The 24,280-nt window shown below is 39.3% G+C and carries 24 protein-coding genes; 16 read left to right on the plus strand and 8 right to left on the minus strand.

Features of this window, described 5'->3' with window-relative positions:
• The first annotated feature begins 1 nt into the window (after position 1).
• The 10 genes from ACEXOE_RS20695 to ACEXOE_RS20740 all read left to right on the plus strand — a co-directional run bounded on the left by ACEXOE_RS20695 (position 2) and on the right by ACEXOE_RS20740 (position 11,755).
• Entirely contained in the window at positions 2-2,035 is a 2,034-nt protein-coding gene (locus ACEXOE_RS20695) for a DUF3857 domain-containing protein (protein ID WP_394750770.1), read from the plus strand.
• Positions 2,036-2,106: 71 nt separating this feature from the next.
• Positions 2,107-4,113 carry a DUF3857 domain-containing protein gene (locus tag ACEXOE_RS20700; RefSeq protein ID WP_394750771.1) on the plus strand — a complete coding sequence of 669 codons (2,007 nt, stop codon included), beginning with the start codon at positions 2,107-2,109 and terminating at the stop codon, positions 4,111-4,113.
• A gap of 4 nt (positions 4,114-4,117) precedes the next feature.
• Positions 4,118-4,444: a nucleotide pyrophosphohydrolase gene (locus ACEXOE_RS20705; RefSeq protein ID WP_394750772.1), complete on the plus strand. Its 327-nt coding sequence runs from the start codon at positions 4,118-4,120 to the stop codon at positions 4,442-4,444.
• Positions 4,445-4,522: 78 nt separating this feature from the next.
• Positions 4,523-5,752, plus strand: a complete 1,230-nt coding sequence (locus ACEXOE_RS20710) for a 3-phosphoshikimate 1-carboxyvinyltransferase (protein WP_394750773.1) — start codon at positions 4,523-4,525, stop codon at positions 5,750-5,752.
• A gap of 88 nt (positions 5,753-5,840) precedes the next feature.
• Positions 5,841-6,890 carry a tRNA preQ1(34) S-adenosylmethionine ribosyltransferase-isomerase QueA gene (gene queA, locus ACEXOE_RS20715; protein WP_394750774.1) on the plus strand — a complete coding sequence of 350 codons (1,050 nt, stop codon included), beginning with the start codon at positions 5,841-5,843 and terminating at the stop codon, positions 6,888-6,890.
• Between the two features lie 88 nt (positions 6,891-6,978).
• Positions 6,979-8,025 (plus strand): 23S rRNA (adenine(2503)-C(2))-methyltransferase RlmN, encoded by a 1,047-nt coding sequence (gene rlmN / locus ACEXOE_RS20720; RefSeq protein ID WP_394750775.1) that lies wholly within the window; start codon positions 6,979-6,981, stop codon positions 8,023-8,025.
• A gap of 89 nt (positions 8,026-8,114) precedes the next feature.
• A complete protein-coding gene (locus tag ACEXOE_RS20725; protein ID WP_394750776.1) occupies positions 8,115-9,092 on the plus strand; it encodes a polyprenyl synthetase family protein in 978 nt (325 codons plus the stop codon).
• A 105-nt stretch (positions 9,093-9,197) separates the two neighbouring features.
• On the plus strand, positions 9,198-9,761 hold the full coding sequence (locus ACEXOE_RS20730) for an RNA polymerase sigma factor (RefSeq protein ID WP_394750777.1): 564 nt from the start codon (positions 9,198-9,200) through the stop codon (positions 9,759-9,761).
• On the plus strand, positions 9,748-10,527 hold the full coding sequence (locus ACEXOE_RS20735) for a hypothetical protein (RefSeq protein ID WP_394750778.1): 780 nt from the start codon (positions 9,748-9,750) through the stop codon (positions 10,525-10,527). The genes ACEXOE_RS20730 and ACEXOE_RS20735 overlap by 14 nt, the downstream gene beginning before the upstream one ends.
• 142 nt (positions 10,528-10,669) lie before the next feature.
• The gene (locus ACEXOE_RS20740; RefSeq protein ID WP_394750779.1) at positions 10,670-11,755 is read left to right on the plus strand and encodes a coiled-coil domain-containing protein; all 1,086 of its coding nucleotides are present in this window, start codon (positions 10,670-10,672) and stop codon (positions 11,753-11,755) included.
• A 101-nt stretch (positions 11,756-11,856) separates the two neighbouring features.
• On the opposite strand, the gene ACEXOE_RS20745 is transcribed toward ACEXOE_RS20740, so the two are convergent.
• The 4 genes from ACEXOE_RS20745 to ACEXOE_RS20760 all read right to left on the minus strand — a co-directional run bounded on the left by ACEXOE_RS20745 (position 11,857) and on the right by ACEXOE_RS20760 (position 15,615).
• Positions 11,857-13,266, minus strand: a complete 1,410-nt coding sequence (locus tag ACEXOE_RS20745; protein ID WP_394750780.1) for a lactonase family protein — start codon at positions 13,264-13,266, stop codon at positions 11,857-11,859.
• 398 nt (positions 13,267-13,664) lie between these two features.
• A complete protein-coding gene (locus tag ACEXOE_RS20750; RefSeq protein WP_394750781.1) occupies positions 13,665-14,546 on the minus strand; it encodes a DUF4846 domain-containing protein in 882 nt (293 codons plus the stop codon).
• An 11-nt stretch (positions 14,547-14,557) separates the two neighbouring features.
• The gene (locus tag ACEXOE_RS20755) at positions 14,558-15,163 is read right to left on the minus strand and encodes an SIMPL domain-containing protein (protein WP_394750782.1); all 606 of its coding nucleotides are present in this window, start codon (positions 15,161-15,163) and stop codon (positions 14,558-14,560) included.
• A 26-nt stretch (positions 15,164-15,189) separates the two neighbouring features.
• The gene (locus ACEXOE_RS20760; protein ID WP_394750783.1) at positions 15,190-15,615 is read right to left on the minus strand and encodes a hypothetical protein; all 426 of its coding nucleotides are present in this window, start codon (positions 15,613-15,615) and stop codon (positions 15,190-15,192) included.
• 171 nt (positions 15,616-15,786) lie between these two features.
• Here ACEXOE_RS20760 and dnaG point away from each other — a divergent pair, with 171 nt between their 5' ends.
• A complete protein-coding gene (dnaG, locus tag ACEXOE_RS20765; protein WP_394750784.1) occupies positions 15,787-17,766 on the plus strand; it encodes a DNA primase in 1,980 nt (659 codons plus the stop codon).
• Between the two features lie 81 nt (positions 17,767-17,847).
• On the opposite strand, the gene ACEXOE_RS20770 is transcribed toward dnaG, so the two are convergent.
• Complete coding sequence (locus ACEXOE_RS20770) at positions 17,848-18,477, minus strand: response regulator (RefSeq protein ID WP_394750785.1); 630 nt, start codon at positions 18,475-18,477, stop codon at positions 17,848-17,850.
• 169 nt (positions 18,478-18,646) lie between these two features.
• Positions 18,647-19,435 carry an NAD(+) synthase gene (gene nadE, locus ACEXOE_RS20775; protein ID WP_394750786.1) on the minus strand — a complete coding sequence of 263 codons (789 nt, stop codon included), beginning with the start codon at positions 19,433-19,435 and terminating at the stop codon, positions 18,647-18,649.
• Between the two features lie 68 nt (positions 19,436-19,503).
• On the opposite strand from nadE, the gene gldB reads away from it, so the two are divergent.
• From gldB to ACEXOE_RS20790, 3 genes are read left to right on the plus strand one after another with little or no spacing between them, the layout of a single operon-like run.
• Positions 19,504-20,490: a gliding motility lipoprotein GldB gene (gene gldB, locus ACEXOE_RS20780; RefSeq protein ID WP_394750787.1), complete on the plus strand. Its 987-nt coding sequence runs from the start codon at positions 19,504-19,506 to the stop codon at positions 20,488-20,490.
• Positions 20,490-20,825 (plus strand): gliding motility protein GldC, encoded by a 336-nt coding sequence (gene gldC, locus ACEXOE_RS20785; RefSeq protein WP_394750788.1) that lies wholly within the window; start codon positions 20,490-20,492, stop codon positions 20,823-20,825. Before gldB ends, gldC begins: the two co-directional genes overlap by 1 nt.
• Before the next feature lie 47 nt (positions 20,826-20,872).
• Positions 20,873-21,247 carry a GTPase gene (locus tag ACEXOE_RS20790; protein WP_394750789.1) on the plus strand — a complete coding sequence of 125 codons (375 nt, stop codon included), beginning with the start codon at positions 20,873-20,875 and terminating at the stop codon, positions 21,245-21,247.
• A 21-nt stretch (positions 21,248-21,268) separates the two neighbouring features.
• On the opposite strand, the gene yihA is transcribed toward ACEXOE_RS20790, so the two are convergent.
• A complete protein-coding gene (gene yihA / locus ACEXOE_RS20795; protein ID WP_394750790.1) occupies positions 21,269-21,886 on the minus strand; it encodes a ribosome biogenesis GTP-binding protein YihA/YsxC in 618 nt (205 codons plus the stop codon).
• A gap of 10 nt (positions 21,887-21,896) precedes the next feature.
• Positions 21,897-22,661 carry an alpha/beta fold hydrolase gene (locus tag ACEXOE_RS20800; protein ID WP_394750791.1) on the minus strand — a complete coding sequence of 255 codons (765 nt, stop codon included), beginning with the start codon at positions 22,659-22,661 and terminating at the stop codon, positions 21,897-21,899.
• 259 nt (positions 22,662-22,920) lie between these two features.
• On the opposite strand from ACEXOE_RS20800, the gene mraZ reads away from it, so the two are divergent.
• Complete coding sequence (gene mraZ / locus ACEXOE_RS20805; RefSeq protein ID WP_394750792.1) at positions 22,921-23,385, plus strand: division/cell wall cluster transcriptional repressor MraZ; 465 nt, start codon at positions 22,921-22,923, stop codon at positions 23,383-23,385.
• The gene (rsmH, locus tag ACEXOE_RS20810; protein WP_394750886.1) at positions 23,372-24,268 is read left to right on the plus strand and encodes a 16S rRNA (cytosine(1402)-N(4))-methyltransferase RsmH; all 897 of its coding nucleotides are present in this window, start codon (positions 23,372-23,374) and stop codon (positions 24,266-24,268) included. Before mraZ ends, rsmH begins: the two co-directional genes overlap by 14 nt.
• Positions 24,269-24,280 lie beyond the last annotated feature (12 nt).

The following is a 24,280-nucleotide window of genomic DNA, read 5'->3' on the forward strand; positions in this document are numbered from 1 at the left end:
TTTGTTAGACAACACAAGTATCCGTAAAATTGTGGCTTGTACAGCCCTTTCATTTTTAAGTTTTTCCTTGAATGCCCAGAATTATAAATTTGGGAAAGTTTCCAAAGAAGAATTGCAAGAAGAGATCCACCCAAAAGATTCTTCAGCCTCCGCAGCGGTATTGTATCGCAGTCATAAAACCGATTTTAAGTATGTAAATGCTGACGGGAGTTTCCATCTCACTACGAACATCCATGAACGCATCAAGATTTACGATAAGGAAGGATTTGACTATGCTACACAGGCAGTGGGGCTCTATAGACGAAATAGCGCCAAAGAAAAACTAATTGGCGTCAAAGCCAATACGTTTAAGCTGGTCGATGGGAAAGTGGTCAAGATAAAATTGAAAAAGAGCGATATGTTCTCCGAAGCGGTTTCCGATAATTATGTCGTGGAAAAATTCACGATGCCTCAGGTAGAGGAAGGCAGTATTGTGGAATTTCAGTATACGGTTGATTCCCCTTTTTGGACGAGCATTGATGAAATTCCCTTGCAATATGATATTCCGATCAATAAACAGGATGTGGAAATCACCATTCCGGAATACTATTCTTATAAGCCTACCACCAAAGGATATCTAACGTTGAGCCCTAAGAAATCCTATGAGATGAGGGAAGTAAACTATTCAACCACTGCTAAATATGTAGAAAGAAACGAAACGGAAAGGGCAACTTTAACGGGCTCCTTTGAATATAAAGCCAATGCCACCTCCTATGCGATGACGGATATTCCCGCCCTGGTCAAAGAACCTTATGTGAATAATATGGATAACTATCGTGGGGCCATTAACTATGAGTTGGAATATGTAAACTTTCCGGGAGATGGTTTAAAGGATTTTTCGAGTTCCTGGTCCAGTGTTGTAAAATCTATTTATAACAGTGATAATTTTGGAAAACAATTGCAATTCCAGAAATATTTTAGGGATGATCTTAATGCCATAGCTGGGAAAGCCCAGGGAAACCTCGAAAAAGTGGCAGGGATTTTCTATCATGTACAAGAGCATATGAATTGGAATGGTTTCTACGGGGTATTTGCAGAAAAGGGTGTTCGCAAGGCCTATAAAGAGCGCTCTGGAAATAGTGCCGATATCAATTTAATGTTGGTGGGGATGTTAAAAGCTGCCGGAATTAAAGCAAATCCTGTCTTGATCAGTACCAGAAAAAATGGGATTCCTGTATTTCCCACGCGAGAAGGATTTAATTATGTAATTGCTATGGTGCGTTTAAATGAAGGTACTGTATTTCTAGATGCCACCAATAAATATACAGGGCCTAATTTACTTCCCATAAGGGCATTAAACTGGTATGGAAGGGTAGTGAATGACGCAGGAAATTCCGAAAGGGTTTCCGTATTTCCCTCCAAACCTTCCCCAATGATCAATACCGCCAATATTAAATTAACGGCAGATGGCTTAATCAGTGGGAAATATAGGGCGAGCCATTTAAATTATTATGCTTACCTCTACAGAAATAACTCAGGGCAGATCAGTGAAGAGGATTATTTGACCAAGCTTGAAAATGAGCATGTAGGCTTGGAGATTTCCAATTATGATGTAAAAAATAGGAATGACTTCAGCAAGCCTATCATTGAAAGTTATGATTTTGAAATGGATAGTCAGGCCGATATTATCGGAGATAAGATTTACTTCAACCCCCTGTTTCATAATACCATACGGGAGAATCCATTCAAATTGGAGCAACGAAACTATCCCATAGATTTTTCATTTCCTTGGCAAGAAAAGTACACCTTAAATATTGCCTTGCCCGAAGGATATAAGGTATTGTCAAAACCTGAACCCGTGAGCCTTAAACTACAAGGAAATATGGGGAGTTTTATGTACAATATTCAAGAAGCGGGAAACAATACCTTGCGGGTTGTGGTCGATTTAAAAATGAATATGCCATCCATTCCTGCGGAAGGATATACCCAAGTAAGGGAGCTCTATAAAAAAATTGTGGAAAAAGAAACAGAAAAAATAGTCCTGACCAAAATATAAAGAAGATCCGCGTCTTTGGAAAATTTTGGAATGGGGTAAAAAACAATAAAGTAGCTAAAACTATGAGTAGGATGAAAAGAGTATTTTGGATATTGTTATTGGGTGCCAGTTTTTCAATGACGGCGCAGAATTACAAATTTGGAAAAGTATCCAAAGCAGAGCTGGAAGAAAAAATGTACGCTAAAGATTCCTCGGCTTCAGCAGCTGTACTCTACAGGAAAGTGAAAGTAGCCTATAACTACATTCGAAATACGGGTTTTCAGATTACCACCACCGTGCACGAACGAGTAAAGTTTTATACCAAAGAAGGCTTTGATTATGCAACCGTCACAGAAGTATTATATAAAGATGGAAGCAGTGCTCGTGAGAATTTGAGCAGTTTGAAGGCTTACACCTATAATCTGGAGAACGGGAGTATCGTAAAAACCAAATTAAAAAGTTCGGAAACCTTTTCTAAGTCCTTATCCAATTATTTCAATGAAGAGAAATTTACGATGCCTAACGTACAAGAAGGAAGCGTAGTTGAGTATCAATATAAAATTATTTCCCCCTTCTATTGGAGTATCGATGAAATTCCCTTGCAGTACGATATTCCCATTAAAAAACAGGAAGTCTCTATTAATATTCCAGAGTTCTATTCCTTTAAACCCAGTATGAAGGGGTATTTGAGCGTATCGCCCAAATATTCAAGTATCAATGGCAAAGTCAACTTTACCAATACAAGGAGAAATGGTGTGCTGGATACCAATACAAAGTTTAGCACAAGTAGTCTGGATTATAGAATAGATAAGACGGACTATAGTATGACCGATGTTCCTGCACTTGAAGAAGAACCTTTTGTAAACGATATGGACAATTATAGATCCAGTATCAACTATGAATTACAGTTTGTTAAGTTTCCCGATGAACCTGTAAAAAGCTATACTACGAATTGGGAAAAAGTAGTGAAGACCATTTATGAAAGTCCAAGTTTTGGAGGACAATTGGCCTATAAAAATTACTTTAAGGGTGACTTGTCCCAACTCCTGGCCAATGCTTCTACAGAAGTTGAAAAAGCGGCAGCCATCTTTTACTATGTACAACAGCATATGAATTGGAATGGTTCTTACGGGAAGTATACGGAGAAAGGGGTGAAAAAAGCCTATAAAGAAAAGACCGGAAATACAGCAGAAATCAATTTAATGCTGGTGGCCATGTGCAATGCTGCCGGTTTAAAGGCCAATCCTGTGTTGATCAGTACCAGAGATCATGGGATTCCCATATTTCCTACCCGAGAAGGCTTTAATTATGTAGTGGCGTCCGTTAATCTAGAGGGGCAAATCATCTTAATGGATGCCTGTAATAAGTTTACAGAGCCCAACCTACTACCTTCCAAAGCCTTGAATTGGTTTGGCCGTATAATTGCCGAAGATGGATCATCTTCCATTGTGCCCGTAGTACCGGGAACCAAGTCCAAAGAACTCAATACCATGAAAATTACGATAAATCTGGATGGAAGTATAGCAGGTAAAGCAAGGAAGACATATACCTTCCATAATGCCTACCAATTCAGAAACAAGTATGCTCAAATCAGTGAAGATGATTATATCACAAAGTTGGAAAATAATCATGGCGGCCTTGAAATTTCCAATTACAAAATGAAAAACAAAATGAAATTGGGAACGAACATTATGGAAAGCTATGATTTCTTAATGGAGGATCAAATCAATATTATTGGAGATAAGATTTATTTTTCGCCCTTGTTCTTCCATGCCGAAACCGAAAACCCATTTAAATTGGAAGAACGTAACTACCCCATAGATTTTGTTTACCCCTGGCAAGAAAAATATGTCATGAGTATTGTACTTCCTGATGGCTATGAAGTGGCATCCCTACCGGAAAATGCGAGTTTTGCTCTGGAGGATAATATGGGGAGTTTTTCCTATAAGGTAAATCAACTGCAAAATACACTTCAGGTATTGGTTGAAGTTAAATTAAATGAAGCGGTAATTCCACCTTCACATTATGCGGGCATTAAAGAATTATTCAAAAATATTGTAGAAAAAGAAACAGAAAAAGTAGTTTTATCCAAAATATAAATGGATGAACATACAAAACGCACAACAGGCTGTTGATGAATGGATTCAGAATCATGGGGTTCGCTATTTTAACGAACTGACCAATATGGCTCAACTTACAGAGGAGGTTGGGGAAGTTGCCAGAATTATAGCACGCCGGTATGGCGAGCAGAGTGAAAAGGAATCGGATAAAGATAAAGATTTGGGAGAGGAGCTGGCCGATGTACTGTTTGTGGTACTCTGTCTGGCAAATCAAACCGGAGTGGATTTGCAACAAGCCTTTGATGCTAAGTTGGACCTAAAGACCAAAAGGGACCATGATAGGCATCATAACAATCAAAAACTTAAATAGTAGTATATTTGCATTTCGCCTAAAGGAGCGTATCCTTTAGGGTTTTTGATGATTTTTTAGCCTAAAACCGAGACCACATTGAAGTTACATTTATCTGCCCCTGCTAGCTGTCTTTTTCAGCATACAATTACCATAACGGGATCTAAGAGCGAATCAAATAGATTGTTGTTGCTACAGGCAATCTATCCTGAAATCAAAATTCAGAATGTTTCGAATTCGGACGATGCCCAAGTCATGCAGAAAGGATTGCGCACCTCTCAAGGGGAAGTGGATATCCATCATGCCGGTACGGCAATGCGATTCCTAACGGCTTATTTTGCTTCGCAAGAAGGTAAAAATGTAATTTTGACAGGTTCACAACGGATGACCGAAAGGCCCATAAAGGTTTTAGTAGATGCTTTGAGGGATCTTGGCGCCGATATTACTTATGTGAAAAATGAAGGATATCCCCCTATTGCCATTCAGGGAAAAACATTGAAGAAAAGTCGCGTAAGTTTGCCGGCCAACATCAGTAGTCAATATATTTCTGCTTTATTGTTGATCGCTTCCAATCTGGAAAATGGCTTGGAGCTAGAGTTGATCGGGAAAATTACCTCGGTTCCTTATATTAAAATGACCTTGGCGCTGTTGACGCAAATAGGAGTAGAAAATTCTTTTAAGGGGAATACAATTCGGGTGTTGCCTAAAACCACGGTTGGCCCCAGAGATTTGGTGGTGGAGTCCGATTGGAGTTCGGCTTCCTATTTTTATAGCATCGCGGCAATGGGCGATGTCAATACGGAAATTAGCTTAACAGCCTATAAAGAGGATAGTTTACAAGGAGATAGCATTCTTGCTAAAATATATACGCATTTTGGAGTGGATACTTCGTTTGACAACCATAAAGTGATCTTGCGAAAAACTAGGGAACCTAATCCGGGTAGATTTGAATACGATCTATCCAACGCCCCGGATATTGCACAGACCATAGCCGTAAGTTGTTTTGGGTTAGGGATAGGATGTTATCTTACCGGCCTTCATACGCTTAAAATAAAAGAAACCGACCGTTTGGAGGCATTAAGGATAGAGTTGTCCAAATTGGGAGCAGAAATTCATGTGACCAATGATAGCTTGGAATTAAAAGCATCCTCAACCATAAAAAAAGATGTTGCCATTGGGACTTATCATGATCATAGAATGGCTATGGCCTTTGGTCCATTGGCTCTTAAAACGCCCTTGTTTATAGAAGATGCCGATGTAGTTTCCAAATCATATCCCGATTTTTGGAAGGATATGAAAACACTTCAATTCAACATAAAAGAACAATAATTGTATTTAATGGCGCTTTTACTTGACATCCCCTATGTGGAGATTGTATATTTGCTGCCGCAAAAAACGACAACTAAAATTCGTATAGATGAAATTATCACACTTTAGTTTTGAACTTCCTAAAGAATTATTGGCCGAATACCCAGCGGAGAACAGAGATGAATCCAAATTAATGGTCATCCACCGCGAGACTGGAAAAATTGAACACAAAATGTTCAAAGACCTCATTAATTATTTTGATGAGGATGATGTTATGGTCATTAATAATACCAAGGTTTTTCCCGCTAGACTTTATGGAAATAAAGAAAAAACAGGAGCTCGAATCGAGGTTTTTCTTTTACGCGAATTGAACGAAGAACAGCGCCTTTGGGATGTATTGGTGGATCCTGCGCGTAAGATACGTATTGGGAACAAACTGTATTTTGGGGATGACGAAACATTGGTTGCAGAAGTCATTGACAATACAACTTCCAGAGGAAGAACATTGCGATTTTTATACGATGGTTCCTATACCGATTTCAGAAGAAAGTTACGGGAATTGGGAGAAACTCCTCTTCCAAAATATATCAAAAGATCTGTAGAACCTGAAGATGAGCAGCGCTATCAAACCATTTATGCAAAGCACGAAGGTGCCGTAGCAGCTCCAACTGCCGGGTTACACTTTTCCAAACACTTGTTAAAGCGTTTGGAGATCAAAGGAGTTAATTTTGCAGAAGTAACCTTGCATGTAGGTCTGGGAACATTTAACCCTGTTGAGGTAGAAGATCTTTCCAAGCATAAAATGGATAGTGAGGAGTTGGTTATCGATGAAAAGGCTACAGAAATAGTCAATGAAGCCAAAAAGAATAAGCGTCGTGTATGTGCTGTAGGGACCACCGCTATGCGCGGATTGGAAAGTGCAGTTTCTTCCCAAAATACGTTGAATACTTTTGAAGGGTGGACCAATAAATTTATTTTCCCTCCTTATGATTTTAGTATTGCCAATGCCATGGTGACCAATTTTCATTTGCCAAAATCTACCTTGTTAATGATGGTATCGGCATTCATGGGGCACGATTTAATGAAAAAAGCGTATAAAGAAGCAATTTTGGAAAGCTATAAGTTTTATTCTTATGGAGATGCCATGCTTATTTTATAAGATCAATTTCATATCATATTTTCCCGTCCTGGTCTGGAATACATTTCAGTAGGACGGGATTTTTTTTAGATGCATTATCTTTAGGCCATTGGAAACAACAAAAAAGAAAGATATACGGGCTTTGACCAAGGACCAATTGCGCGATTTCTTTGTGAAACAAGGAGATAAGGCGTTTCGGGGCAATCAGGTCTATGAGTGGCTTTGGCAAAAATCGGCCCATTCTTTTGAGGCCATGACCAACGTGTCCAAAGCGACCCGAGCCCTGTTGTCGGCAAATTTTGTCATCAATCATATCCAAGTGGATCAAATGCAGCGCAGCTCGGACGGCACGATTAAAAATGCTGTACGTCTGCACGATGATTTGATCGTGGAATCGGTGCTCATTCCCACCAAAACTAGGACCACCGCATGCGTATCCAGTCAGGTAGGCTGTAGTTTGGATTGCAAATTCTGTGCTACTGCGAGATTGAAGCGGATGCGCAATCTAAATCCGGATGAGATATTTGATCAGGTAGTTGCCATAGATAATGAAAGTAGGCTGTATTTTGGAAGACCCCTAAGCAATATTGTTTTTATGGGGATGGGAGAGCCATTAATGAATTATAACAATGTGCTTAAAGCCATTGAAAAAATTACATCAAAAGAAGGTTTGGGGATGTCCCCAAGGCGCATAACGGTATCTACTTCTGGGGTGCCAAAAATCATCAAAAAAATGGCAGATGACGGCGTAAAATTTAAATTGGCGGTATCCTTACACTCGGCCATTGAGGATGTCCGTACTTCCATTATGCCTTTCAATGCTACCTTTACACTAGTAGACTTACGGGAAGCCTTGCAATACTGGTACGCAAAAACAAAAAGTAGAATCACGTATGAATATGTGGTCTGGAAAGGAATCAACGACACGCAAGAGGCCATACGGGCGTTGGTGGATTTTTGCAAATTTGCGCCGTCCAAAGTAAACTTAATTGAGTATAACCCTATTGATGGGGGCGAGTTTCAGCAAGCATCCAATGCTGCAATTGAGGCTTATGTGCAGACCTTGGAAAGAAATGGGATCACCGTCACCGTACGCAGATCTAGAGGGAAAGATATTGATGCAGCTTGCGGTCAACTGGCAAATAAAACACAATAACGTATAATGAAGGGATTCCTGTTTAATTTATTTAATTTTATACGACTAAAGAAAGGTTCAAGTTGAGCTTTAACATACCAGTGTGATCCGTGAAAATAGCAGCACAAATACGAGAGCCTATTGAAGAGGAAATGGAACTTTTTGAAAAGAAGTTCTATGAGTCTATGTCTTCCAAGGTGGCTTTGCTCAATAGAATTACCTATTACATTGTTAACCGTAAGGGAAAACAAATGCGACCTATGTTTGTTTTTCTGACCGCCAAGATGGTTTCTGGAGGAACAATCAATGAACGTTCCTATCGAGGGGCTTCCGTAATCGAGTTGATTCATACGGCAAGTTTGGTCCACGACGATGTAGTGGACGATAGTAATAAGCGAAGGGGGTTCTTTTCCATTAATGCTCTTTGGAAAAACAAAATTGCAGTATTGGTAGGCGACTATCTATTGTCTAAAGGAATGCTATTGTCCGTAGATCATGAAGATTTTGATCAACTGAAAATTATTTCCGTAGCTATACGTGAGATTAGTGAAGGGGAATTGCTCCAAATTGAAAAAGCCAGACGTTTGGATATCACGGAGGACGTTTACTATGAGATTATACGACAGAAAACGGCAACTTTGATTGCCGCCTGCTGCAGTTTGGGTGCCTGTTCCGTAAAGCCCGATTCTCCAGAAGTGGAAACCTTTAGAAAGTTTGGAGAACTTATAGGAATGGCATTTCAAATAAAAGATGATCTCTTTGACTATGGGGACGCCAAAATTGGAAAACCAACAGGCATTGATATCAAGGAACAAAAGATGACACTGCCATTGATCCATGTATTGAATCACTGTTCTCAAAAAGAGAAAAAATGGTTGATCAATTCTATTAAAAATCACAATAAGAATAAAAAGAGGGTCAAAGAAGTCATTGCTTTTGTCAAAGAAAAAGGTGGTTTGGGCTATGCTGAGAAAAAAATGTTGGATTACAAGAATGAAGCCCTGGAAATTCTTAATGACTACCCCGATTCCCCATATAAAGCCGCTTTAGAGCTGATGGTCAATTATGTAGTTGACCGAAAAATTTAGATATAGCATCTTTTTTTCAGGATTTTTTTTGAAAAAAATAAACTTCGAGGCAACCTTTTTTAAAATCATGCCGTCTATCTTTATAGAACGTATTACACAAAACCAGTGAAGCTTATCTCATTTTATACTAATGAAAAACAGCTGATTAAAAAGGCTGCAGCGGCAAATAGAGAGGCGCAACAACATCTATATGATAAGTTTGCACCCAAAATGTTGAGCGTGTGTAGACAGTACATCAGAGATTTACAGTTTGCGGAAGATGTCATGGTAAATGGTTTTGTTAAGGTCTTTAATCACCTAAGTGATTTTAAACATGAAGGAAGTTTTGAAGGTTGGATCAGACGTATTATGATAAGGGAATCGATTTCTTATCTAAGAAAAAGACAATTTGTGGTTTTTGATGATACCCTATATGAAAATCACAATAAAGATCATGTTTCCATGCACACGGATATGGATGTGGAACATATTCAACGTCTGATCGATGAATTGCCGGAAGGATACAAAATGGTTTTTGTGCTTTATGCGGTAGAAGGATATAAACATGCCGAGATTGCGGAAATGTTGGAAATAAGCGAAAGCACTTCTAAATCGCAATTGTTCAAGGCAAGACGCTTATTACAAGAAAAATTAAAAGAACAAAAAATTCGAAGTTATGGCACCCCTTAAATTTGAAGAAAATATTGGAGAAAAGCTGGGAGCTCGGGAAATAAAGCCTTCTGAAAAAGCATGGGATACTATTGCTTCTAAATTGGATGTTTCCAAACCTCAAAAGAAAAATAGATTCCCATGGTACGCCATTGCAGCATGTGTTATAGGTTTGTTGATCGTATCTACACTGTATTTAGGTAGGGAGACAGGTGTTGACCCAATGCAGAATACCAATAAAGTAACGGAAGCACCAAAAAATGATATCGATAAACCCTCTGGAATACAAACGCCAGCAGAAGCAACTGTTGCAGTACAAGAAAGCGAAGTGATACCGGAAGAAGTGACAAAAAAAATGCCTGAGGGAAAACAAATTCACAAGGACCAACCACAACATTCCCCAAAAGAGGTTCAAGAAATGGGAGTTACTGCTGTAGCATCTGCGGAAACAATAAAAGAATCTACAGTGCTTAATGAAATGGATAAAACATTCCAGAAAGTGGAAGGGATTATCAATACTAAAGTGGAAGGGATTATCGCTCAGGTGAATTTGTTGGAGGAAAATAATGAGGCCATTACCGATGCGGAAGTGGATTCTTTGCTGCGTATTGCCCAAAAAGAAATCCTGACCAAGAAGTTGTTTAATGAAGATCGAACAGTAGATGCCATGGCCCTGCTTTCTGAAGTAGAGGGAGAGCTGGACAAATCGTTTCGAGAACAGATCTTTGAAGGCTTAAAAAATCGCTTCTTTGAGGTGAGAACTGCCTTGGCCGATAGAAACAATTAATTAATCAAAGAGTTTATTTATCAATCATAGTACCCAATTTCCCTGGGAGAGGAGAGGTACGTTCAAAAATCAAAATCATCAATCATTAATCGTCTCATTTTTTTAGTCCTAAATGGTAAAAAAAGAGCATAATAAAAATTATATGGGAACAATAGCAAAGTATGTAGGAGCATTATTAATCGTCCTGATGGCACAAAATATATATGCACAGGACGAGGACTATAAGTCGAAGATAAAAATTTTGGAAGAGCAAAAGGAAAAGATAAGCACGCAAGAAAAAGCGGAATTAAAAAAAGGGATACAAAAAATCAACAAACAATTAGAAAATAAAGAAATCTCGACAACAGAAGCTCAAGAGTTGAAAGAAGCTTTGGCAAAAAAACATGCCTTGAATATTGAGAATAGGATAGCTATTTTAGATAATCAGATTGCTTTGCTGGAACGCAATATGGGAGATGGATTATCATTAAACAATAGGTATGACACCCGTTTTATAGAAGTTGGATGGGGGCAACCGGACGAATCGGATAATCTCCTTTTGGGCATACGATATAATAATGGCAAGTGGAAAAAAAGACATCGTAAGTACGATAGAAGGACCTACTCCGATCTTGTATTGGCCATTGGATTGAACAATACGTTGATCGACGGACAATCATTAGATGATAGTCCTTATAGAATTGGAGGAAGCCGATTCTTTGAATTGGGCTATGCCTGGCGTACACGTATCTTTAAACATACCAATTTCTGGAGATTGAATTATGGGTTCTCCTTTCAGTTCAATGGGCTAAAGCCTAAGGGAAATCAGATTTTTGTTGCCAATGGAGATCAAACCGAATTGCAGGAATTTGAATTTGATCTTCGGAAGTCAAAACTGCGAACTGATAACTTAGTGTTCCCTGTGCATCTGGAAATAGGGCCTTCCGTACGAAGGGAAATGAAAGATCGATTCCGGTACTCCCTTAAAAATCAGTTCCGTTTGGGAATCGGAGGCTATGGAGGATTCAATATCGGAACGCGCCAAAAGCTAAAATACACGCAAAACGGTGAAAATATCAAGGAAAAACTAAAAAGAGATTACAATACTGCAGATTTAATTTACGGATTGAGTGCTTATACAGGAATCGGAGGGGCGCTATTGTATGTAAAGTATGACCTTAATCCTCTTTTTAAAGATGCCGTGGTAGAGCAAAATAATATCTCCGTGGGCCTAAGGTTCGATTATTAAGAAAAGCGTGTGCTGGTCACATCCTGTTTCTGAACATACCAAACCAAAAAAAAGCCAGAAGAAATTTCCTTCTGGCTTTATATTTTAAGGCTACTTAAACGCTAGATCGCTACAATACCTTGGGTATTGGTATCTGGAAGATTTCCAGACTCTTCGCCAATGAACTCCAAGGATTGTCCGTTAACCCTGTAGATTCCGATAGTGCCATCCAATCCGTATAATTGATATAAAAACTGTCCATCTTCGGAAATCCACATATCGATCCATCCATCAGTATTGGCAAAAGCCTCAGATCCTACATTGGTATCTCCCGTTCCGGTACCCTGTGCGGCCGACTGGTCGATCAATTTTACAATACCGTTGTTAAAACTATAAGAAGCCAATCCGGCTTCAATGGCATTGGATACAAAGAAAGTATTGCCATCGGCGGTAAAATCCAGCCAACACGCTGTTCTTCCCGTATTTCCCGTTCCCGAGCGTTCGTCCAGGGAAATAGCGGTTAGGCTACCATCGGCCTGAATTTGCCAAGTAGATACCGATCCATCCTGTAAAGCAGGAAAGGCTGGTGGAGTACCGTCAGGCTGAAATTCCCTGGCTTCGGTAACTACAACATAATTCTCTCCAACAACTTGAAAGCCAATGGCAGAAGGTAAGTTTCTATCTTGTGTGTTTCCACGTAGGGTAGAGGTGGCCGCACCTAAGGCTGTAGCACTTAGGGTACCATCTGCACCAACACTGTATACCACTACTTCATCCTCGCTTCCAGAAGCTAACGCTACGGCACCGGAATTAATGGAAGTGACTACCAACCAATTTCCATCGGGTGAAAACTGAACGGCAGAAGGCCTATTGTTTAAGTCTCTGGTAGATCCGGCAATAGGTTGCAAGCTTCCATCATTGAGCAACCAATAGCCTGTGATCGTACCTTGATGTTCGGGTTCGCCTCCAGCTAAAAATTCCGGCCTTGTGATGTTGGATACATACACAAGTCCTTTGGTGCCATCTACGGTTATTTGACCCGTTGTAGCAATACTATTAGGGCCTATGGCGCCTGTGGGTACCGGATCTCCTGCTCTTTCCAAAGAGAAATCGTCAGCAATGTTAAAAGAAGTGATGGTATTGCTCCCGGCATTCACGGCCAATAAATTCTCATTGTCATCCGTCTTGGTCAGGGCATAAGCAGAAATTAATGGATCTAAGCCCTCTCCGCCATCAAAATCCCCGCCATTGCCACCCGTAGGATTGGGACCAATGGGCGTTAAGGATCCATCTTCATTTCTACCATAGGCGATAATGACGTTCGCTCCTTGTACGTTCCCAGCTACCTGTCCATCACCATTGGTCATGGCATATACTCCACCTACAAAAGAAGTGGTAGGATCATCCGTTGGGTCTTCCGTGGGATCGTCTCCTCCATTAGGATCTACGGTAACATCGTCATCTGATTTGCAGGACATAAAAAATAGACTGACGGCCATAAAAGTGGATAAGTAAATTTTTGTTTTTTTCATTTGTTGTAACGTTTTTGTTTAAATCATAGAAAATTGTGGTAATCGAAATGTTGTATTGATTTTCAATTCCACAAAAATTTCAAGCTGTTGTTGTGGTTTCATCACAATGGCACAAGGAATTTTTCTTAATTCATTGTGTGAACGCACTTTAAATTAGTACATAGCTATTTTCAATACTTACATCGAAAAAAAGTATAGTGAACTTTGTTATTGTTTTGATTGAGAGGGTTTTGTGTAGAACAGGATGAAGGTCAGGAGGTTATAAAAAAGAGGATTTTTCTCGAAATAAAAACGCAATGAAAATGTTATACTTTCTATATAAATTTTAACAGATAAAAGAAAGTGATTTGGACTTATGGAAGAGGCAAAGAGACGCAAATTGTTCTTTGGAGGGGAAGCTAGTTTGCTTTAAAACGTTTTAGATCGGTTTTTTGGAAGATCCATTCCGGAGTTTTTACTTGTGATCCTTCTTTGATACTGTACCAAGGGCTTAAATCAGGATTGTTTGGATTCTTGAGAATTTGTGTTTCCTGAGCCGGCATATAGCTTTGAGCCAGAAGGAATATTTTTTCTTGAGTGTCTTGGTGAATGGCCACGTCTACAACAATTACGGCATGTCCCGGGAATCCTCCTTGAATAAATACATCTCCAATATCCAGCTGTTCCGAAGGTATTGGAATCATTTCTTTGCTTAAAGAAGCTGTTCCGGCATAACTAAAGATAATTTCCATGTAGTTCCAGAACTCTTTATAAGTGTGGGAAGGTGCTGTCTTCTGTATCCAGCGTACGGAATTGCCATTGACTGCAATGCGCTTTCCTTTTGCCCATTCGGTGTAATTTACCCTGAAACCATTGGTAAAGTTAAAATGAATGGCCTCATAGTTCTTCTGTTGATATAGGTACTCTGCCCGTAAACGCATGACAGCATCGGCACATTGATGTAGGTCCCGAGTCCCAATAGGAAGATCTACTACGGCATCGTAAACCGCATAGTTCTCCTTGATGTTACCATTGTAATAATGCACTTTTGCACCATAGGCTTTTAAAGGCAAACTCCTTAAGTATTGCGCAAAAGAAAGGGAGTCCACTCCCGTGCGATAAAACCCTTTAGGAGGCGAAAATCGTGTTAAAATGGTAGTTCCCGTAGTATCTATTTGTGGAATTGTGGCCCTTGTATGTTCAAGAGGCGCTTTCTTTTCTTTAGGAGAAGAGTTGCCCTGACCACATGCCTTGAGAAACATGGACACGAATACTAAGGTAAGTAGCAGGGCACTCTTCATAACGAATAGTTTTATAAAAGTTCAAAGGAAACAGAAATATAGTATTCCCTTTGATTGATTAAACTTCCGTAATATAGGGATTCTGTGATTTTTGCAGAATTATTATCGTTGATGCTCATGATCTTTCCTACTTTTCTGCCTATTTTTTGAGCAATTTTTTCAGCTTTCCCTCGGGCATTCTCTATGGCCAATTGGGCATAAGCTGCCATTTGATCTTGATTCAATTCGGTTTGTAAGGTGGTGTCGGATTTGGTAACATCTAGGGCCTTGACCGACAAAAACGTTTTCATGCTTTCCAAAGAAGTGGTTTTGTATTTTAAGATAGAACCTTCTTTGTCATATCCAAGGAGAGCATAACTCAAAGCATCATCTGTAATGGTGCTGGTATCAATACCCGCCTTTTCAAGTTTTGCCAAGTAGGTGGCCTTTAGTTCGGCCAGATTGGTCAACTGTGCCTCGTAATATACATTGTTGAGACTTATGATCATACTTGCGGTATATACCGGGCTAATGGAATAGGTATGGGATCCGTTTACAGCGATACTACTAGTTTGTATTTGCGCAAAGCTTACTGTAGAAGTCAAGAACCAAACTAAGAATACGATAATTTTTTTCATAATACAGATTTAATATTGAAATAAGATTAGGCTACAATGAATACGAAGGAAGCGATGATCATCCAGATTCCAACAAATACCCCTACAATACCTAGCTTACCTTGCTTAGGGGCTATTTTTGCCCGTAGCTCGTCCGCTTTTGCTTTAGCAGCTTCATTCTTTGAAAGAAACAGTTTGTTGATCAATCCGTACCCTAGCATAAACCCTAAGGTTGCCGATACTATGTTTCCGGCTAAAAAGGTGATCCACCATATGGGCATACTCGTTAACCATCCTAAATTTAGAATAGCAGAAATAATGCCCCATATTCCCCAGAAACAAAAAATAATACCGATCCAGCCTTGATACGGCTCAATTTTGGCCAATAACTCCTCGGCATTTGGTTTTTTGGACAATAGTAAGGATGGTACGGCAATAATACTTAATAAGACTAATGTAATTCCCCAGATCATGATGTTGTTTTTAGTTAATAATCGGTTTAAAATGTATAGGACAAAGTTGCCTATAATGCGAAGGTCAGGAAACCCCTATGACAGTGAATTCTTGCCCCCTGAAAATGGGGGGTGTATATATTTTGAATTATATTTACGATATTTTTTAGTAAGACCTTAAAGCAATATTTTTTGATTTCAAAATCCACCATAGATCAAGTATATGAGACTGCCCGCTTAGAAGAGGTTATCGGCGATTTTGTGCAATTGAAGAAGTCAGGCTCAAATTTTAAGGGGCTAAGTCCGTTTAGCGACGAACGTACCCCCAGCTTTATGGTTTCTCCCGTAAAACAAATATGGAAAGATTTCAGTAGTGGAAAAGGAGGCAATGTGGTTGCCTTTTTAATGGAACACGAGCACTTTACTTATCCGGAAGCCATTAAGTATTTGGCAAAAAAATACAATATTGAGGTAGAGGAAACGGAGCGAACCGATGAACAAAAGGAACAAGCCAATGAAAGGGAAAGCATGTACCTGGTGTCCGAATTTGCCCAAAAGTACCTTGCTACTACCTTGTGGGAGCATGAATTGGGAAAGGCCATTGGTTTAAGTTATTTTAAGGAAAGAGGCTTTACCGAAGAGACCATACGAAAATTTGGTTTAGGGTATAGTCTGGACCATTGGGATGCCTTTACCAAAGTAGCCTTGGATAAAGGATACCAATTAGCTTATTTGGAAAAAACAGGACTTACTATTGTAAAGGAAAATGCGAACGACCCTGGAACAAAACGAATGTTCGATCGTTTTAAGGGGCGTGTGATGTTTCCCATTCATTCCATGAGCGGCAGAGTTTTGGGTTTTGGAGGAAGAATTTTGACCAATGATAAAAAAGCAGCCAAATATTTAAATTCCCCGGAGAGCGATATTTATCATAAAAGTAAGGTGCTCTATGGGATTTATTTTGCCAAACAAGCCATTGCAAAAGAGGATAACTGTTATTTGGTAGAAGGATATACGGATGTAATCCAGTTTTATCAAAGAGGGATTCAAAATGTCGTGGCATCCAGTGGAACGGCCTTAACGCCAGAACAGATTCGTTTGATCAATAGGCTGACCAAGAACATCACCGTACTTTTTGATGGTGATGCTGCAGGTTTAAGAGCATCCCTTAGGGGAATTGATTTAATTTTGGAACAAGGAATGAATGTGCGCGTATGTACATTTCCAGAAGGAGAGGATCCCGATAGTTTTTCAAAAAACAACTCCTATGAGGAGGTGGTAACCTATCTGCAGGAGAATGCTAAAGATTTTATTCAGTTCAAGGCATCGATTTTGGTGGAGGAAGCGGCCAATGACCCGATAAAAAGAGCAGATACGGTTCGGGATATTGTACATAGTATTTCTAAAATCCCGGATCAAATTCGGAAAGAGATTTACATTCAGGAATGTGCACAGATCATGAAGGTATCCGAGGCGGTACTTTTTAATACCTTGGCGCAGATTGGAAAAAAGGAAGTAACAGATACCTCCAAAAAAATAAGGCAAGAGCAAAAGGCATTTGAAGTCGTTAAGAATGAGATGCCCCGGGAAAAAGTAGATGTGCAGTACGAATTGGAGCGCAAGATTATTGAGATGCTGTTGTTGTATGGTAATGAATCCCAAGAGTTTGAGGACCTGGTATTGAAGGAAAACGAAGATGGGGATTTGGAATTGGAACCCGAATCACTTCAGGCTAAAGTATATGAGAAAATCTATTTGGATCTGCAGGATGATGAAATAGAATTGACGAATGAACGCTTTAGAACAATTTACTATCAATTGATCGAGGAATTGAATAAAAATGAGAATTTTGCCATCAATACTTTTATTGCAAATTTAGATGCCGAAACGGTAACCGAAGTTTCTTCCATATTAATGGAAGAAGAGAAGTATGTGCTACATAGTTGGGACAGAAAAGATATCTATCCCAAAGACAAAAAGTTAGGCGTGGCACAATTGGTAAGTGAAACTATTTTAACCTTACGCTGTTTCTTGATCAAGAAACGGATGGAAGTTTTGCAGAAAAACACAGAGAAAGGGGAAGGAGATAATAGGGAGACTTTGGAGGAAATTATAAATTATTTGAATTTGAACAAGTTATTGAACAAAAAGTTAAACAGAGTACTGTCTTAATTTTTGGAAAATCATATCGTTTAGAATTAAAAAGACCCGCTTAAGCGGGTCTTTTTAATACAATATATACTAAAATATCTTCTAGTAAAGTTCCAATGCTTTTGCTTGTTGTAGCAAATCAACCAAGTTGTCAACGTTAAGCTTACGCATCAATCTTGCTTTATAGGTACTTACTGTTTTTTCGTTCAAATTCAATCCAATGGCAACATCTTTATTACGTTTTCCACTGGCCAACAACTTTAATACCTCGACTTCTCGAGTAGAAAGTTTTCTGAAAAATCTTCTTGGTTTTTGAGTCCCTTCATCAAAGGCTAGGCGCTGTGCCAATTCATTGGTGATGAACATATTTCCTTGGCTCACTTTTCGTACCGCAGTAATGATGTAATCCAAGTCCGCAGTTTTAGATAAGTAACCAAACGCCCCTGCTCTTATGGTACTCAATGCATATACATCTTCAGATTGACCACTGTAAATCAATACTTTAATGTCAGGGAATTCTTGCTTTATTTTTCGCAGTGTAGCAATGCCATTAATTTCTGGAATATCCATTTCTAACATAACAACATCGGGATTGTTGTTTTTCAATGCTTCAAAAAGTTCTGATGTAGTAGCAACATCAACGATAACTTCAAAGTCAGAAGAAGAGCTTAAAACTTGCTTTATTCCCATTCTAACTATAGGGTGGTTGTCCGCTATTAATACTTTAATCATGTTAATTATTTTTTCTGGATTTCGTTTAGCTTGGTTGCGTCTAAAAATACTGACATGCAATGTAAGGCTAAATAATCTAATTTCTTAAACAAAAATGAATTATTTTTCCGAATAATGCATCTTTTTTATCAAAAAAATCGTTTTAATCACTTGATTCTTAGTCAAGATGTCATTTTAGTGCATCGGGAATCTTGCAAATTGGTATGGGAATCATCTTATGTTTATTGGCGGTATTAAACCTTTTATAGATTCGGAATACCTCTTCTTCCCGCCCAGAGAAGTCCGCTATTGTTTTTCCTTCTGCATCCATTTGCATGGCCCATTCCAATTCTGGGTAAGAGGCCCCAATTTGATCTTCATCCGTACGATCATCGCCCCATAGACCGTCTGTGGGCGCTGCACTTAGAATCTCTTCATTGATCCCTAGAACGCGGGCAATTTCGTAAACTTCGGTTTTTAAGAGATCGGCTATTGGGCTGATATCTACGCCGCCATCACCATATTTGGTATAGAACCCAACACCAAAATCTTCTACTTTATTCCCGGTTCCTGCAACAAGGTAACCTTTTAAAGCCGCAAAATAATACAAAGTGGTCATGCGCAATCTTGCCCTGGTATTGGCTAAGGACATAAATCGATCTTCTTCGTTCGCAACTGCGGGGACCGCCTCAATAAAATCATCGAAGATCGGGGTGAGGTTCACCAACTGTCGTTTAACGTCACCAAAATTTTCCTGTAACCAGTCGATATGTCGTACAGCTCTTGTCACTTGATTCTCTGCTTGATGTATGGGCATTTCCAGGCACAGCAATTCCAGACCGGTCTTAGCACATAACGTAGAGGTAACGGCAGAATCGATACCTCCGGAGATTCCAATGGTAAACCCCTTGATATTGGCATTGATGGCATAGTCTTTTAACCATTGGACAATATGGTCGATTACTTTTTCGGTTTGCATAACAATATCGTATTACATTTAAAACAGTTAACTTTGCGGTCGTAAAAATAAAGCCTAAGCCCTAATAAATGAAACTTATCATAAATTTTTATGGAAATAGGAAAAGATGGAGTTTGCTTTTGCTGATTCCATTGCTGTTGTTCTTGAATTGCAATGAAGAAGATAAGATTGCCGAGGCGATTGACAAGATTGATGTTCGCCTAGAAATAGCGCGTTTTGATCAGGAATTTGCAAATGCCCTAGCTTCGGATATTCCGGCATTGCGAAAAACATACCCCTATTTGTTTCCCGCACCGGATAGTGTATGGATTGCTAAACTGAAAGATTCCCTGCAGTTGGAATTGAACGCGGAAGTAAGGGGGGCTTTCGGTGATTTTAGTGGAAACAAAGCGGAGCTTGTATCCTTTTTTAAGCATGTTAAATATTATTTCCCAAAGTATAGCATCCCCAAAGTGGTCACTATGACCAATGATGTGGATTATAATAATAGGGTAATATTGGCCGATAGCCTTTTGCTTGTAGGTCTTGATAATTACTTAGGGAAAGAGCATAAGTTTTATGTTGATATTTATGACTACATCGCTTCGCGTTTGGATTCGCAATTTTTGATCAGCGATATAGCCAGCACTTTTTCCAGAACAGTGGTGCCTCGGCCAGAGAATCGTACATTTTTGGCGCAACTGATTTATTATGGAAAAGAACTCTACATAAAAGATAAGTTGATTCCCTTTAACTCCGACGCTCAAAAAATAGGCTATACTCCTGAAGAATTGGAATGGGCCAAAGTTAATGAGGAGGCTATGTGGCGTTACTTTATAGAACAACAACTATTATATAGTACGGACAGCAGTTTAGGACGGCGTTTTTTAGATCCTGCTCCTTTTTCCAAATTTAGATTGGAATTGGATAGCGAATCTCCTGGACAAGTAGGCCGCTTTCTGGGATGGCAAATTGTTAGATCCTTTATGGAAAACAATGCCGTGGATCTACAACAAATGTTGTCTTTGCCTGCGGAAGAAATTTTTAAAAAATCGAATTACAAACCCAAGAAATAATGGCGAAACTACACACTTCCGAAATAAAATTGAAAGTAGGATTGGATGAGAATAGGGTTCCTGAAGAATTGACATGGTCTGCTCAAGATGGCGGCGTAAATAATGAAGAGGCCAAAGCCATGTTGCTGTCTGTATGGGATAGTAAAAACAAAGAATCCTTGAAAATAGATCTTTGGACCAAGGATATGCCGGTAGATGAAATGAAGATATTCTTTCACCAAACTTTGGTTTCTTTATCGGATACTTTTATGAAGGCCACACAAGATGAAAAAATGACGGCGACTATGAAGGATTTTTGTGACTACTTTGCAGAAAAATTGGAATTGAAGAAGTAGAGGTAATTCCCCTTTGTTTTTCCGTAGCCCCAATCTTGAATTCGTCCATGGCAGCAAAAGCACTCCAGAAACTCATTTTTGTATACAATGCCGATTCCGGTCTTCGGAATTTGATCATAGATGCTGCGCATAAAGTGTTAAGCCCTAAAACCTATCCATGTCATCTTTGCGATATTACCTATGGCACCTTTACGGAAAAGAAGGCGTGGAAAAAGTTTAGAAAGAATACCCTAATGGAAATGGAATTCTTGCATAGGGATGAGTTTCAAGAGCGATATGCCTCTAAATTTGGCCATAAATTTAGTTTTCCTATCATATTGTGGGCAGAAAGGGGGCAGCTGGAAGTTTTTATGACGCCCAAAACTTTGAATGGCATTGCCAGTACAACTGCGTTAATCCAGGAAATCAAGCGCAGACTGTAGTTTTGGGCAAGAGGTAAAATATTAGAAACGGGCTTCCTTGAAAAATGAAGTATTGACTTCATCAATATAATCCAGTAATTCTTCGCGCCCTGTATAATTGGAAGATGAGGTTACAAAATAAGGAGGGGCCTCTTCCCAAATACCTTCCACTAATTTTTGTGTATAGTTCTCTACATGCACGGAGATGGCTTTTGGCTTTAATTTATCGGCCTTGGTGAAAATAATACAAAAAGGAATCTGTTGGATTCCCAGCCATTCCATAAACTCCAGATCTACTTTTTGCGGTTCATGTCTGATATCGACCAGAACAAAGGAACACACCAATTGCTGGCGCTGCTCAAAATAATCGGTAATGTACTTTTGAAAAGTTTTCTTTTCTTTTTTGGAAACGCGCGCATATCCATAACCGGGTAAATCTACCAAAAACCAATTATCATTGATTTTAAAATGATTGATCAATTGTGTTTTTCCAGGTCGCCCCGAGGTTTTGGCAAGATTCTTTCGTTCGGTCAACATATTGATCAAGGAAGATTTACCTACGTTGGAACGCCCTATGAAGGCGTATTCCGGGAGGAGGTCTTTTGGGCAATGTCCTACTTTGGAATTGCTCATTACAAAGTTGGCCGACTTAATTTTCATTAAAAGTGATTTAGAAATTACGTGACTTTAACCAATCATCCAAAATCCTATTGAATTGTTCCGGATGTTCCATCATTGGGGCATGACCGCATTTTTCTATCCAGAAAAGATTGGAATCTGGTAAAAGGGCATGGAATTCCTCTGCAACATTTGGCGGGGTAACGGTATCGTTCTTACCCCAAATAATACAGGTAGGCGTCTGCATATTGGGCAAATCCTTGGACATATTATGTCGGATAGCACTTTTGGCAATGGCCAATGTCTTTACCAATTTCATACGATCATTTACCGTAGCAAAAACTTCGTCCACGATTTCCTTGGTGGCTACTTCCGGATCGTAAAAAACGTCTTGGGCTTTCTTTTTAATGAATTCATAGTCTCCACGTTTGGGGTATCCATCTCCCATGGCACTTTCATAAAGGCCCGAACTACCGGTAATGACCAAAGCTTTTACCATTTTCGGGTATAGCTTGGTGTGTAAAAGTCCAATATGTCCGCCTAAAGAATTTCCAAGAAGAATAACTTGTTCCAATCCTTTGTGCTCAATAAAAGCTTCCAAGAACTTCGCAAAGCTTTTTACATTGGTTTTTAATAAGGGCTTGTCATAAATGGGAAGTTCTGGAACCAATACTTTGTATCCCTTTTCGGGGAAATGTTCCAATACACCATGGAAGTTGCTCAATCCTCCCATGAGTCCATGCAATATAATAATAGGAGAACCTTCTCCTATTTCTATATACCGGTACTTACCATCGGTAATAATCTTTTCTTCCATTAAAGGTAACTTCTAATCATAATTGGCAAAGATAGACATTTCAGGCTAATACAAAACAAGATTTTCCTAAGGGTGTAAATGGTATAGGAGTGGGAGTTTTTCAAGCTATTTTACAAAGAGATCATTTTCCGAAAAACATACTTTTTGTGCAATTATAGAGGTAAAAACCAAGAATTTATTAACAATGTGGTATTTTGTGGTAAAAAGTGGTAATAATTTCAATATATTTGAGTTATAAATTAAAAACCAGCCATTTATAGTGACCAGTTTCATAGGGACATACGATTGTAAAGCTGATGCCAAAGGTAGGGTAATGATTCCCGTTAGCCTTAAAAATCAGCTTGCTCCTATGGTAAATAATGGTTTTGTGATAAAACGTTCTGTTTTTCAGCCTTGTTTGGAGCTTTATCCTATGGAAGAGTGGAATGCCCTAATGTTGAAGATGAGCAAAAAAAATCGTTTTGTGAAAAAGAACGATGACTTCATCCGGCGTTTTTCTGCTGGAGTAAAGCCTGTTGAGGTCGATGGTACGGGAAGACTTTTGATTCCCAAAAACTTGATTACCAAAGTAGGAATCACAAAAGAAGTAGTGCTTAGTTCCTCGATCAATATTATTGAAATATGGGATAAGGAGCGCTATGAAAAGGTCATTGAAGAGGCGGCTGAAAATTTCGCGGAATTGGCGGAGGAAGTGATGGGAGGTGATGGCGATGAATTATCATGACCCGGTATTATTACATGAGTCTGTAGATGGGCTCAATATTAAGGATGATGGGGTATATGTGGATGTCACTTTTGGTGGAGGAGGACATTCCAAGCTGATTTTAGAGCGCTTGGGTGAAGCGGGAAGGTTGGTGGCATTTGATCAGGATGAAGATGCTCTTGATAATGCTTTGGAAGATGATCGTTTTCAATTGATCAATGAAAATTTTAGATATATCAAGCAATTTTTGAAGTTCTATGGCATTCGGAAGGTGGATGGAATCTTAGCGGATTTCGGAGTTTCCTCGCATCAATTCGATAAAGCGGAACGTGGTTTTTCAACACGCTTTGACGCTGACTTGGATATGCGAATGAGTAAAAAAAACGAAATCTCTGCCTATGAGGTGGTCAATTCCTACGATTATGATGCATTGCGAAATGTGTTATTTCAATATGGGGATTTGCGGAATGCAAATGCTATGGCCAAGGTTTTACTGGAGCAGAGGGAAGAGTCTCCGATAGCGACCACAGCCCAGTTGAAACAGGCGCTGAAGCCTTTTTTGCCCAATTTCAAAGAGCATAAGATATTGGCGCAAATCTATCAGGCCATTCGTATTGAGGTGAATCAAGAGATAGCCGTAATCAAGGAATTCCTGATGCAGGTGCCTGATCTTTTGAATAAAGAAGGAAGGTTAAGTGTCATAAGTTATCATTCGTTGGAAGACCGTCTAGTGAAAAGATATATCCGGGCAGGGAAATTTGAAGGGGAGCCGGAAAAGGATTTTTATGGAAATATTGATGTGCCCTTGAAGAAAGTGGGCGGGCTCATTGTTCCATCCAAAGAGGAGATTGCTAGAAATAACAGGGCAAGAAGTGCAAAGCTTAGAATAGCTAAGCGAGTTTAAAAAAAATAAAGG

Origin of the sequence: Spongiimicrobium salis (assembly GCF_043678055.1) — a bacterium.
In the GTDB taxonomy this organism is placed as follows: Bacteria; Bacteroidota; Bacteroidia; order Flavobacteriales; family Flavobacteriaceae; genus Spongiimicrobium; species Spongiimicrobium salis.